This is a genomic window from Clostridioides sp. GD02404 (assembly GCF_045898275.1).
Lineage (GTDB): Bacteria > Bacillota > Clostridia > Peptostreptococcales > Peptostreptococcaceae > Clostridioides > Clostridioides difficile_A.
Window position 1 is genome coordinate 1 of the sequence record NZ_JBJOCA010000027.1, and the last position, 14,062, is coordinate 14,062.

14 protein-coding genes are annotated in these 14,062 nt (G+C 29.8%); all 14 read right to left on the reverse strand.

What is annotated here, in order from left to right; translation table 11 throughout:
* Positions 1–251 precede the first annotated feature (251 nt).
* On the reverse strand, positions 252–446 hold the full coding sequence (locus tag Q3287_RS15000; RefSeq protein ID WP_054271985.1) for a hypothetical protein: 195 nt from the start codon (positions 444–446) through the stop codon (positions 252–254).
* 308 nt (positions 447–754) lie between these two features.
* Positions 755–2,284, reverse strand: a complete 1,530-nt coding sequence (lysS, locus tag Q3287_RS15005) for a lysine--tRNA ligase (RefSeq protein ID WP_054271986.1) — start codon at positions 2,282–2,284, stop codon at positions 755–757.
* Positions 2,285–2,298: 14 nt separating this feature from the next.
* Positions 2,299–2,778 (reverse strand): transcription elongation factor GreA, encoded by a 480-nt coding sequence (gene greA / locus Q3287_RS15010; RefSeq protein ID WP_054271987.1) that lies wholly within the window; start codon positions 2,776–2,778, stop codon positions 2,299–2,301.
* A gap of 108 nt (positions 2,779–2,886) precedes the next feature.
* Positions 2,887–3,855, reverse strand: coding sequence for a tRNA dihydrouridine synthase DusB (gene dusB, locus Q3287_RS15015; RefSeq protein WP_407964351.1), 969 nt, complete (start codon positions 3,853–3,855; stop codon positions 2,887–2,889).
* Between the two features lie 138 nt (positions 3,856–3,993).
* Complete coding sequence (locus Q3287_RS15020) at positions 3,994–4,764, reverse strand: type III pantothenate kinase (protein ID WP_021386477.1); 771 nt, start codon at positions 4,762–4,764, stop codon at positions 3,994–3,996.
* A gap of 18 nt (positions 4,765–4,782) precedes the next feature.
* Entirely contained in the window at positions 4,783–5,373 is a 591-nt protein-coding gene (locus Q3287_RS15025) for an ECF transporter S component (protein WP_021386471.1), read from the reverse strand.
* Between the two features lie 183 nt (positions 5,374–5,556).
* Positions 5,557–6,525: a P1 family peptidase gene (locus Q3287_RS15030; RefSeq protein WP_407964352.1), complete on the reverse strand. Its 969-nt coding sequence runs from the start codon at positions 6,523–6,525 to the stop codon at positions 5,557–5,559.
* Positions 6,518–7,495 (reverse strand): biotin--[acetyl-CoA-carboxylase] ligase, encoded by a 978-nt coding sequence (locus tag Q3287_RS15035; RefSeq protein ID WP_407964353.1) that lies wholly within the window; start codon positions 7,493–7,495, stop codon positions 6,518–6,520. Before Q3287_RS15035 ends, Q3287_RS15030 begins: the two co-directional genes overlap by 8 nt.
* A gap of 299 nt (positions 7,496–7,794) precedes the next feature.
* Positions 7,795–9,762 (reverse strand): ATP-dependent zinc metalloprotease FtsH, encoded by a 1,968-nt coding sequence (ftsH, locus tag Q3287_RS15040; RefSeq protein WP_054271991.1) that lies wholly within the window; start codon positions 9,760–9,762, stop codon positions 7,795–7,797.
* A 33-nt stretch (positions 9,763–9,795) separates the two neighbouring features.
* A complete protein-coding gene (tilS, locus tag Q3287_RS15045; protein WP_054271992.1) occupies positions 9,796–11,184 on the reverse strand; it encodes a tRNA lysidine(34) synthetase TilS in 1,389 nt (462 codons plus the stop codon).
* A 182-nt stretch (positions 11,185–11,366) separates the two neighbouring features.
* The gene (locus tag Q3287_RS15050) at positions 11,367–11,795 is read right to left on the reverse strand and encodes a DUF1934 domain-containing protein (protein ID WP_054271993.1); all 429 of its coding nucleotides are present in this window, start codon (positions 11,793–11,795) and stop codon (positions 11,367–11,369) included.
* 16 nt (positions 11,796–11,811) lie between these two features.
* A complete protein-coding gene (gene murI / locus Q3287_RS15055) occupies positions 11,812–12,618 on the reverse strand; it encodes a glutamate racemase (RefSeq protein ID WP_219674303.1) in 807 nt (268 codons plus the stop codon).
* Between the two features lie 200 nt (positions 12,619–12,818).
* On the reverse strand, positions 12,819–13,304 hold the full coding sequence (locus Q3287_RS15060) for a cell wall hydrolase (RefSeq protein ID WP_054271995.1): 486 nt from the start codon (positions 13,302–13,304) through the stop codon (positions 12,819–12,821).
* Between the two features lie 50 nt (positions 13,305–13,354).
* Positions 13,355–14,014 carry a stage II sporulation protein R gene (gene spoIIR / locus Q3287_RS15065; protein WP_054271996.1) on the reverse strand — a complete coding sequence of 220 codons (660 nt, stop codon included), beginning with the start codon at positions 14,012–14,014 and terminating at the stop codon, positions 13,355–13,357.
* Between the last annotated feature and the right edge of the window lie 48 nt (positions 14,015–14,062).

The window sequence follows — 14,062 nt, forward strand, 5'->3', positions numbered from 1 at the left end:
TTATAGTTTGTTTCTTGTTTTATAAATTAACCTACTGTTTAATTTTCAAAGTTCATTTTTCATGTTTGCCCTTTTCTTAAGGACAAGTAATACTATATCATCTTAAAAATATTTCGTCAACACTTTTTCAATATTTTTTTATTTTTTATTTCTAAAAAGGTTATAACTCTTTGTTTTTTTTAATAAATTTAATTAAAACTAATAGATATAACCCTTGATATTACAAGCAATACCTGCATATATAGTTTTACCTATTTTGCAATTTTATTTTCATAAGAATATGAATTAGCTCTGACTCTATCTGCCCAAACATTTATGCTCTTAACTTTATTAACCTTAGTTGTACTTTCAAAGATATCCATTGCATCTTTACAAAAATATACCATAACATCAAGAACTAAAAATCCAACACAGAATAAACATAAAAAATCAATTACTTGAAACATCAGACATTCCCCCAATAATTTTTTATATATAGTATTCTCAGAAAATATTCCTTTTACCTTCTCAAAAATTATTCTAAATATTTTCATAATAAATTACTTTCAATCATATTTTCTAAATATAAAGTCTCAATCAACAAAAATTAATATCATTTTTTAATGTTTGTTGGTAATTTATAAATTAAATATCTAAAAAGTAATTTGTCACATATAAAAAGCATTCTACAGTGACACTTTAAATAAAATAAAGCTATTTATTGCTAATTTAACAGCTATACTTAATTTAAAACTTAGTAGAATGCTTATATTTTTTAGTTCTCTTCTTCTTTATTTGGATTATTATCAATAGGTTTCATAGTAGGGAATAATAATACATCTCTTATAGATGGGGAGTTAGTTAATAACATAATTACTCTATCTATACCGATTCCTAATCCTCCTGTAGGAGGTAAACCTACCTCTAATGCTTTTAAGAAGTCTTCATCCATTTCAAAGGCTTCATCATCACCTAATTCTCTTTTTCTCAATTGGTCCATGAATCTTCCTTTTTGGTCAATTGGGTCATTAAGTTCAGAAAACGCATTAGCTAATTCCCATTTATTAGCAAATGCTTCAAATCTATCAGTTCTTCTTGGGTCTTCATTATTTCTTTTAGATAATGGAGATACTTCAACTGGATGATGAGTTATAAATGTTGGTTGGATTAACTTATCTTCTCCAAACTCTTCAAAGAAAGCATTTATTACTTCCCCTCTTCTCATTCCAGGTTTTATTTCTATACCTTTTTCTTTAGCAACTTCTAACGCTTCTTCGTCTGTATCTATAGTAGAAAAATCTACCCCAGAATACTCTTTAACACACTCTTCCATGCTCATTCTTTTCCAAGGAGGTGTAAAGTTTATTTCTGTTCCTTGATAGTTAATTATCATACTTCCTGTAGCAACTTCTGCCATATGTGCGATAACATTTTCTGTTATTTCCATCATATCAGTATAATCAGCATATGCTTGATATAGTTCTATTGCAGTATATTCAGGATTGTGTTTTAAATCCATACCTTCATTTCTAAACATTCTTCCCATTTCATAAACTTTATCAAATCCACCAACAATAAGTCTCTTTAAGTATAATTCATTAGCTATTCTTAAATACATTGGTATATGTAAAGTATTATGGTTAGTTATAAATGGTCTAGCATTTGCTCCACCTGCTATAGTATTTAATATTGGAGTCTCAACCTCTAAAAATCCTCTATCATCTAAGTATGTTCTCAATGCTTTTAACGCTTTTGTTCTAGTTAAAAAAGCATTTTTTACTTCTGGATTTACTATTAAGTCAACATATCTTTGTCTATATCTTAATTCTTGGTCTTTTAATCCATGATATTTTTCTGGTAGTACTTGTAAAGATTTACATAGTAATACTACAGATTTAGCCTTTACAGATATCTCACCCTTTTTAGTTTTAAATATTTCCCCTTCAATTCCAACTATATCTCCAATATCATATGTTGAAAATACACTATACTCTTCTTCCCCTATAGCATCTAATCTTACATAAGATTGAATTCTTCCTTCTTGGTCTTGAATATCTATAAAACCAGCCTTACCTTGTATTCTCTTACTCATTATACGTCCTGCTATTTTTGTAGTTTTACCTTCAAGAGAATCAAAGTTATCTTTTATCTCAGTAGAATAATGAGTTCTATCATATCTACTTTCTTTAAAAGGGTCTCTATCTGATTCTTGTAATTTTTTTAGTTTATCTCTTCTTACTTGAAGTACTTCACTAAGGTCTTCCTGAATTTGTGCTTCTTCATTGCTTTGTTGATTATTTTTCATTTTTTTCCTCCAGATTATCTTCTTATTTCTAATATTTCAAACTTAGCAACTCCATCAGGAACTTGCACTTCTACAATCTCTTTTACAGCTCTACCTAAAAGTGCTTTTCCTACAGGAGACTCGTTTGATATTTTACCATCATATGGGTCTGCTTCTGTCGAACCAACTATAGTATATTCAACATCTTCATCAAATTCTAAATCCTTAACTTTAACTATTGATCCTATTGTGACAACATTAAGGTCTATTTTGCTTTCATCTATGATAACAGCTTTCCTAACCATATTTTCTAATTTTAGAATTCTTTCTTCAACTTGTGCTTGTTCCTTTTTAGCTTCATCATACTCAGCATTTTCAGATAAATCACCAAAAGATATAGCAACCTTGATTCTCTCTGCAACTTCTTTTCTCTTTACAACCTTTAAGTTTTCTAATTCTTCTTCTAATTTATCATATCCCTCTTGTGTCAATAAAAACTCTTTATTTTCTTCCATTATAAATACAACTCCTTCACAGATTTCTTAGGAATTTTCCTAATTATATTTTAAAAATTTTATAATCTTTTTTTAATTTATGCGCTATATTATAAGTCACTATTATTTTTATGTCAAGGAGTCTTCCATATAGTACTCCAATTTCGACACAACTTCTTGATAGTCTTCTATTTTGTTAATTTCATCCCTTAATCTCGCAGAATTCCTAAGTCCTTTTAAATACCAAGCGATGTGTTTCCTCATTTCTCTTACAGCTACATACTCTCCATGCTCTTCTACTGCAAGTTTTAAATGCTTAATGGCAGTACTTATTTTTTCGTTAAGAGTTGGCTCTGGCAAAATCTCACCTGTATTCATATAATGATTTATTCTTTTGAATATCCATGGGTTACCTTGAGCACCCCTACCTATCATTATAGCATCACAACCAGTTTTGTCTAACATATTTATTGAATCTTCTATTGTAAATACATCACCATTTCCTATAACAGGTATGTTTAAATTTTTCTTAATTTCTGCGATTATATTCCAATCTGCTTTACCTGTATAAAACTGTTCTCTAGTCCTTCCATGTATCGCTAGAGCACTTATTCCACAAGCCTCTGCTATCTTTGCTATTTCAATAGCATTTACACTATTATCATCCCACCCTTTCCTTATCTTTAAAGTTACTGGCTTTTTTGAATTCTTCACCACTGCCTTTAATACCTTCTCAGCGAGCTTAGGATTTTTCATAAGTGCTGACCCATCTCCATTTTTAACTACTTTTGGAGCTGGACATCCCATATTTATATCGAGAATCTCATTTGAATAATCATTCATTATCTCTGCTGCTCTTCCCATAAAATCTGGCTCTGAACCAAATATCTGAACAGCTACTGGATGTTCTTCCTCTTCTATCTTAAGCATTTTTTTAGTATTTTCATCATCATAGCAAAGTGCCTTACCATTTATCATTTCTGTATATAAAAGTCCACAACCTTGTTCTTTACAAATTAATCTAAATGGTAGGTCTGTTACTCCTGCCATAGGTGATAGAAAAACTTTATTTTTCAATTCTAAATTTCCTATTTTCATTGCTTTTCTCCTATTTTTTTCCTTTATTTTACGATTTGATTTTAAAGTTCATATTTCCTCATTATAATATACCACATAAAGCTATGAAACTATCATAAAAAGGGAATTGGATATATAACCCAATTCCCTGTATATTAATTATTCTTGGTTTTTTTCATATATTATTCTTAATCCTTCTAGTGTTAAAAAACCATCTACATAATCTATACTTTTTGTCTCTGAAGCAATCAGTTTAGCTAATCCACCTGTAGCTATAACTTTAACATCATCACAATTTAATTCTTTCTTCATCATGCTTATTATTTTATCCACTAAACCAACATATCCATAAATTATTCCAGATTGCATAGCTGATACAGTACTCTTACAAATAGTCATACCTGGTTTAGTTAATTCTACTCTAGGTAATTTAGACGCACTTTGAAATAATGCCTCACTAGATATTTTTATTCCTGGCGCTATTGTTCCACCTAGATATTCACCTTTTTCAGAGATAGCGCAAAACGTAGTTGCTGTTCCAAAGTCAACAAGTATACTTGGTGCTCCATACTTTTCTATTCCTGCTACAGCATTAACTATTCTGTCTGCTCCGACTTGCTTTGGATTATCATATTTTATATTTAGACCTGTTTTTATGCCTGGACCTACTATTAATGGATGTTTTTTACAGTATTTTATACAAAAGTTTTCAAGAGAATGCATAACATTTGGTACTACAGATGATATTATCACATCATTAATAGAATTTATATCCACATTATCATACTCAAATAGGCTACTTATTAGGATTCCATATTCATCAGATGTTTTTTCTCTATCTGTTTTAATTCTCCAATAATTAACTAATTTATCACCTTTATATATACCTAAAACCATATTAGTATTTCCAACATCAAATACTAGAAGCATATGTCATTAACCTTCTTTCTATTTTTTGCTTTTCTTAAGTACAGTGGCAACGGCAGCTACTACTAAAGCTCCTACTATTGCTTCTGGTACTCCATTTGCTGCGGCAAGAGCCATTATTACTTTTCCTGCTGAACCACTTTGACCCATTGCATGAAGATATTTGTCAGCATATAAGACATATATCATTCCTAAAACTCCAGCTGTATTTAACAAGGAACCTATCGCTCCTGTAATTAAACCTGATATGTATACCTTATTTGTAGCCTTAATTATTAATTGATATACATAATAAGCCAATATACCTATCATAACTCTTGGTAATATTGAAACTAACGGATTTATAAAAACAAAGGATGTTATGGTTGGATTTATTATAGCATTTAAGAGACTTGATACTCCAAATATAAACCCTATTGCACCCCCAACTATTGGCCCCTCTATAATAGCCCCAATAATAACTGGTATATGCATTATAGTTGCTTTTGTAGGTCCAACTGGAATAAATCCCAATGGAGTCATAGATAGCATAATAGAAATAGCTGATAGTACTCCTATTATAGTCATTTTTCTTACATTTACTTTTCTTACTGATGCACTTGTGTTCATCATAAAAAATACACCTCCGTTCCAGCTCATAACGATGCCGGACTACTTAATTTTTTTGTTTTTCGGTCTTTTTTCTTATATTTCTGAGTCAGGCTACCATTCTAGGATGCCCGCTCTAACAAGAATAATTTTATCAAGACGAATTACTATTGTCAACAATTTGACAAGAAAAATATGCTAATTTCATCATATTTCTCGTTTTTTTACTATATCTTTATACGCTATTATATTTTTTACACTATCTGCTTTTTTCACCGCATTTATTATACTTTTTTCTACTGCTTCTACAGCTAATGAACCTAATAATGTTATATCTGTTTCTATTTTTCCTGTTGATATTGTGAATATTGTATCTCCATCATGAGGTGTGTGAATAGGAAAAATGGCTTTTGCATAACCATCATGCCCCATTTGAGATATCTTTTTACATTCAGCTTTAGTTAACTTAGCATTTGTTGCAATTACTCCAATTGTAGTATTATCTATACTAAATCCACCTTTACTTTCACCTTGTTTCATTAGCTTATATGTATCAATAGTCTCTGTTTTTTTATCATTTAAAGCCCCTGCTATAACCTTACTATTTTCATAAACATCTCCAAGAGCATTTACAGCAACCAATGCAGATACAATTAGACCATTATCCAATTTTATGGAATAACTACCTATACCACCTTTCATGGCATACTCTTGGCCTCTTATCTTTCCAACAGTGGCTCCACATCCTGCTCCATAATTTCCTTGATTTAAAATATCCTTGCTTGCGACTTCACAAGCTCTATAACCCATTTGTAAATCTGGTCTACACTTAAAATCTCCTGCTCCCAAATCAAATAACACTGCTCCAACAACTATAGGTACTTTTCCTACACCTACATCAAATCCAATTCCTTTTTCCTCTAAGTATCTACTTACACCACAAGTAGATTCAAGACCATATGCAGAACCACCAGCCAAAACTACTGCATGAACTTTTTGAACCATATTCACAGGGTCCAATAAATCGGTTTCTCTAGTCCCTGGAGCAGAACCTCTTACATCAACACCACAAGTAGCTCCTTCTTCACATATTACTACTGTACATCCAGTAAGACCATCTCTATCCTCCACTTGCCCAACCTTTAGACCTTCTACATCCAAAATACTATTATACATATCCCTTCTCTCCTCTTATAGAAACTTCACCTGAAATGATTTCTTTTACATTTCCATCACTGCTTTGAACTAACAAATTTCCATCCTCATTTATGTCCATACATTTCACTAATTCCTTATCATTACCTTTTAATACATATATATTTTTATCTATAATTGCAGAATAATCTCTACACATTTTTAAAGTTTTTTCTCTAGAGTTATTTACAATATAATCTAAATACAATTTTTCAAATTCAGTCAATACATTTCTAACAATATCTACTCTAGATAATTTATATCCTTCTTTATATAGTGATGTAGCTTTCTCAGCTATTTCTGGTTCAAAATCCATTGTCTTAACGTTTATTCCAATTCCAAGAACAACATAGTTTGTTCTTTCAATCTCAGCAGATAACTCTGTTAATATACCACATATTTTTTTACCATTTAAAATAACATCATTTGGCCATTTTATTAGAGTATTTGCTCCTAAATTATTTAAAGCCTTTGTTACACTTGCCCCTGCTATTAAAGTTATAAATGGTGCTTTAAATGGTTCCATATCTGGTTTCAAAATAATGCTCATCCAGACTCCTTCATGAGGTTTAGAATCCCAGTTTCTTCCCAATCGACCTTTTCCCATATCCTGATGTTCACTTAAAATCACAGTTCCATCTATATTATTTGTAGCTATTCTTTTTGCATATTCATTAGTTGAATCTATAGTTTCAAGATGTATGACATTCTTTCCAATAAACTCTGTATTTAATTTATAGTAAATATTCTGGGGACTTAATAAATCAGTTGGGTTTTCTGATAATCTATATCCTTTCTTATTTACAGACTCTATATTATATCCTTCTTCTTTTAGAACCTTCATATGTTTCCATATAGCTGCACGTGATACTCCTAATTGTTTTGATAATTCTTCCCCTGAAATAAATTCAGATTTATTATTTAATATAATTTCTATTATCTTATCTCGCATATTTCACCTCTAATATGACATGATTTCATGACTTATTTTCTTCTAATAAATAATTATACATTATTCATAGACTTTTAATACTATTAATTTTAAATTTCCTTTTCAATATGTTATCATAATCAAATTTATATTTTATGTAGATATTTTACTTAAACCTTTGTAAAATAATAAAAAAACTGAAAGTATCAATCAAATTAACACCTGCAAATATACTCTGCTCAGTAATTTAATATTATACTTTCAGTTTTAGTATTTAATCCATAACAGATAATAATCTTAAAATGACCAATATTTTAAAATTATTTATCTTCATCAGATTTATTATCTAAATTTTTATTTATATCAATAACATTGTTTCTTTCTTCATCTTTTTCTAATTTTATAGTTAGTTGTTCTTCAACTTCTTTAGGCGAATTTTCCTCTGTAATTGCATTTTCAATATCATTTAGTGGTAATTCTTTATTGAACGCTTTTACAAATTGTTCTGCATCTAAAGTTTCATATATAAGTAAGGCTTGTGCCACATACTCTAATCTATCCATATTTTCTTGTAGTATACTTCTTGTCTTATCGTATGCACCATCAACTATACGTTTTGTTTCTTGGTCTATCTCAAAGGCAACTTCTTCAGAATAATTTCTCTTACTTGAAAAACTATTACCTAAGAACACTTCATCATCACTATCAAATGACATTGGACCAAGCTTAGAACTCATCCCATATTTTGTTACCATACTTCTTGCAGTAGCTGTAACTCTTTCTAAGTCATTTGAAGCACCTGTAGATACATCTTTAAGTACTAACTCTTCTGCTACTCTACCTCCAAGTAAAACTACAATATTTTCTTTCATTTCATTTTTTGTAGCATAGAATTTATCTTCAACAGGAAGCTGCATTGTAAATCCTCCAGCTCTTCCTCTTGGTACTATTGTAACTTGATGAACAGGACTTACCTCCTCAAGTACATGAGCACAAACTGCATGCCCACCTTCATGATATGCTGTAAGTCTTCTTTCTTTTTCACTTATTACTTTTGATTTTTTAGCCACACCTGCTATAACCTTAGTTATAGCTTCTTCTATAGTTTCCATCTTAATTTTCTTTTCTCTTTTTCTAGCTGTCAATATTGCAGCTTCATTCATTAAGTTCTCTATATCTGCAGGAGTAAATCCTGGTGTTCTCCTAGCTAATACATCCATTTTAACATCATCACTTAGTGGCTTATTTCTTGAATGAACTTTAAATATAGCCTCTCTTCCTTTTACATCTGGTGTACCAACAACAACTTGTCTGTCAAATCTTCCTGGTCTAAGTAATGCTGGGTCAAGTATATCTGGTCTATTTGTAGCAGCCATGATTATTATACCTTGGTTTACTCCAAATCCATCCATTTCAACTAGAAGCTGATTAAGAGTCTGCTCTCTTTCATCATGACCTCCACCAAGACCTGCACCTCTTTTTCTACCAACTGCATCAATCTCGTCTATAAATATTATGGCTGGAGCACTTTTCTTAGCTTGTTCAAATAAATCTCTTACTCTCGAAGCACCAACCCCAACAAACATCTCAACGAAATCAGAACCACTTATACTAAAGAATGGAACTCCTGCTTCCCCTGCGACAGCCCTAGATAGATATGTTTTACCAGTTCCAGGAGGACCTACCATAAGCATACCTTTTGGTATTCTTGCACCCAATTCAATATATTTCTTAGGATTCTTTAAGAAGTCTACTACTTCCTGTAAATCTTCTTTTTCTTCATCTAATCCAGCCACATCCTTAAATGTAACTCTAGTTTTTTCATCATCTTTATGAACCTTAGCCTTTGATTTACCAAAGCTCATAACCTTTCCGCCTCCACCTTGAGACTGATTCATAAATACGAACCAAAGAATTACCATAAAGAATATTAACAGTAATGTAGGCAACATTTCGACAAACCAAGGTGTAGATGGCTTAGCTTCACCACCAAAAGTTAGTTTCCCAGCTTTGGCTTGGTCTAACACCTCATCTGCAAGTTTATTTCCCATTACTTCTGTTGGAACATATGACTTAAACTTTGTATTTGTATCTTTTATAGTACCTTCTACTGAAGTTTGATTTACAAAGTATAATCTTGATATATTCTCATCGGTTAATTCTCTATATACTTCAGAGAATTTTAAATCTTTTATTTTTTCTGTAGGCTTACCTGAGAATTGAACTATACCCACTATAATTATAAAAACAAGTAGATAAAAACCTGCCCCTTTTAGCAACTTATTCAATATAGAAGCCCTCCTTTCATACATTGCTTTGCTCTATAATTTGTTAAAATTAATTTTTAATACTTCTTTTGTGTTCTCATCAATTTTATAATTCTCACTGATTTTATAATCTCCAACACATATTATCCCTTCACTATCTGCGACTATAGGAATTTTGCATCTTTCTTCTCTTGGGATTTTTAAATCTATGAATAAATCCTTCACTTTTTTACTTCCCATAGCAAGTTTTATCTTATCACCTTGCCTTCTGCTCCTTATTACTATACCCCCTTTTACCTTATTAAAATCAAACCCTTTAGATGAATTGTCTAATTTCATACTCTTATACCTATCTATACTCATTACTTGGGTCTCAATAATTTGTTTTGATTCTTTTATTTTAATAAACCCATTACTAGGTACATTGTAATAAAATTCAATCTCCTCATTAACAATTTCCTCATTGGTTAATATTATACTGTCTTTTTTTCTATAAACAAATATATTTCTTGGAAGAGTTAACATTTTATTTACTTTTGAATTATCCTCTAAAGACATTATATCCTCTATATGTCTCTGGTCAACAAAATTAGTATCTCCTAGTATATGTTTTATAGAATTTCTAAGAACCCTAACTTTGATAGCATCATGTAAGCAAATAAAATCGTCTAAATTTATCTCTACAAAGCCCTTTTCTTTTACACTTGAAACTTCTATAAATTTAGCCTCTGCCTCTTTCTCAATATAATCGTTATCAATTTTTAAACTATTGCTCATCCTCACTATAGATTCTATTACATTTGAATTAAAATTATCCTTCATATATGGTAAAAGGTCTAACCTTATCTTATTTCTAGTGTATATATTCTCTAAATTTGTTTTATCTATTCTAGGATTTAAATTATAAGCTTCACAATAATCCTCTATATCACTTCTTTCCACATCTAATATTGGTCTAATTATACAATTATCTCTAATATAATCAATTCCTTTTAAACCTGTTAGACCTGTTCCTCTCATGATACGCATCATAACAGTTTCAGCTTGGTCATTAAGATTATGACCTATGGCTATCTTATTAGCTTTAATCTTATCCTTAATTTCAAAAAACATTTCATATCTTAATTTCCTTGCTCCTTCTTCTAATGACACTCCCTCATTTTCACAATATTTTGGTACATTAATAGACTTTACAAAGAATACAATTCCCATTTCCTCACAAAGTTTAGATACATATAATGCATCTTTTTGAGCTTCTATCCCTCTTATCTGATGATTTAAATGTGCTGCATATATTTCTATATTAAAATCTTGTTTTAATCTATTTAGTACATGCAATAAACAAACCGAATCAGGCCCTCCAGAAAGACCTAAAACTATTTTATCGCCTTTTTGTATTAAATTATGTTTATTTATAGTACCTAGTACCTTATCAAATATCATATTTATCCCTCTTACACTTAGTTTTATTCACTTTTAAGTATACTTTCTATAAAAAAACGCTAAACCCTTGTATCAATTTTAAGAAATTAAAGTTTAATATAAATATAATAATACCAAATAAATTAAATAAAAGGTAGTTTTTTCACTACCTTTATAAAATTTCTAGAAAATAGCTATAGTTATTATTTAATACCTATGTATATATCTATTTTATTCCTACCTAAAAATAAATCTTGTATCTTTATATTATAGTCTATTTTCAATTTTATGTGTTCCCCTTCTTGTATATTTATATCCAATTCCCTTGTATTAATATCAATTAATAAAGTACCTTGTGGGGTCACATATTTTGTAGTGCTATTTTCTCCACACTTAAACAACATTGTTGAGTTAATAGCACCAAATTTTTTGATACTAACTTTATCTTTAAGTATCTTTATAGTATTAGTTATCTCTATATTTTCTTCTTTTTCTTTGTAAATAACATATATTCCATCATTTTTATAAAAAATTTTACCAAAGGTAGTCATCTCTATGGTGTCCATATTTCCTTTTTCATCATATTGTCTAGTATTTATACTTATTTTTACACTCAACGATTTTCCCTCCATAGATTCTTCATATACGCTAATATTTTTGTATTTCTACTTTTTGAATCTTATCAATCTTTTTCTTTAAGAATTCTCTTGCTATATCCGAAAACTTTTCATGTATGTCTGATACATAATATTGATATGCTCCATGAACTTCTTTGTTATTTATCATATTTTGTATTTCTAAAATCGTCTTTAAATCTTTAGCAGTCTCTTTAGCTGGGTTAACCAGTTTTATATGTTCTCCAACTTCTTCGCCTATTGTTCTCTTCAAAATAGGGTAATGAGTACATCCTAATACCAAAGAGTCTATATTCTTTTCTTTTAATTCTTGTAAATATATCTTTGCTGTTAATTTAGCTACTTCTGTATTTGCCCATCCTTCTTCAACAATAGGTACAAATAAAGGGCATGCTTTGTTAACAATTTCTATGCTTTCATCTATTTTAGATATTTCTAAATTATATGCTTTTGAACTTATAGTTCCCTCAGTTCCTATTATTCCTACAATTTTGTTTTTTGTAGAACTTACAGCAGTTCTAGCTCCTGCTTCTATAACACCAATTATAGGTATATCATATTTTTCTTGGGCTTCTTTTAAACTTCTTGCAGTAGCAGTATTACATGCTATAACTATAGCTTTTACATCTTTAGTCTTTAGAAAGTTTATAGCTTGAAAAGTATATTTAATTATGGTTTCTTTAGATCTTGAACCATATGGTATTCTGGCAGTATCTCCAAAGTATATTATATCCTCATTTGGTAATATTTTCATTATCTCTTTTAGAACTGTTAATCCACCTAATCCTGAATCAAAAACTCCTATTGGCTTATTACTCATCTTTATACAACACCTACTTTACATTTTTGTGTTTAACAACAACTTATTTATCGCTAAAATTTATATTTATATTCATAGTTAATATATTATTACCTAAATGATTATTATAGTTTATTTTACACAAAAAATAAAGGAGCTATCTCAAATTAGAAAATAATTTCTAGAAAAAGACAACTCCTTTCACTACTCAAAATTTATATTTATTTTGCAAACACATGATTTCCTATTCTCATATATGGACTTAGTCTATTTATCCATTTGCAAGTGGCTATTTCTGGATTCCAGAAATATACTGCTTTATTAGTTGGGTCAGTTCCATAAAGTGCATCTTGAGCTGCTTTACATGCTGAATCTGTTGGTGCCATATTTATCGAACCATCAAGCACAACTGAGAACGCATTTTTTTGATATATGACTTCTTCTATTGTGTCTGGAAATCTAGGGTCCAATATCCTATTTATTACTACAGCTGCTACAGCGACCTGTCCCTCATAGCTTTCTCCTCTAGCTTCTCCTGCAACCAACCTAGATAATAGCATCAAATCGTCATTAGATAAATTTATGACTTCCTTCTTTGCTATATTTTCTTCTTTTTTATTTATTTTATTAACTTTCTCTGCTGGTTCATATGCAAACACCTCTTCAATAGGCATAAATATACAAGTAAAAGCTAATAGTATAGCCATCAGTTTACTCCACCTGTCCATGATTAAAACCACTCCTTAAAATCTTATTTTTAGAACTTTTTCTCTAAATCTTTTACTACTTCAAGTACCTTAAACTTGATTTTTACTCTACTTGTTTTCTTTGGTGTATCTTGTTTTATCAACTTATATTCTTTATCTGTTAATACTTCTTTCAACTTATCATCTGTAGATTTATCTATCACTCCATTAGATTCATCAACAAAACATAATGGAGGAAACATGACACACCACCAATTTTTCCCTTCACCTTTTCCAATGATAATTTTTAAAGCTTTATATTCACCAGCTGGAAGAACTATATTAGAATATTGTTTAGTAGGAAAATTACTATATTGTATACCTACCTTTACACTGTAATTATATCCATTTTCAAGAATAATATTTTTACTTATTTCTTCCAAACTACTATATTCTCTTTTTATAATCGCTTCACTTTCTTCTATACTTTTTGAATTTTGAAGCTTAGGTTGTAGATATTTTATCACTTCATCTCTAACTTTTAATTTAAGTGCTTGGTCTTCATCTGTATTACTATTTGCTATAACATGAAATCTTATTAATTTATCTTTATAGTCTTTTGATATATTATCGACTTTTTTTACTTCACCATTTATTACTATTGTCATTATTGATATAACTGATATAAAACTTAATATTAATAATCCCAATCTAATCTTAACTTTTCTCACTGAAAATTCCCCCTTAAGATAAATTTATATCATCAATTATGTCCAATT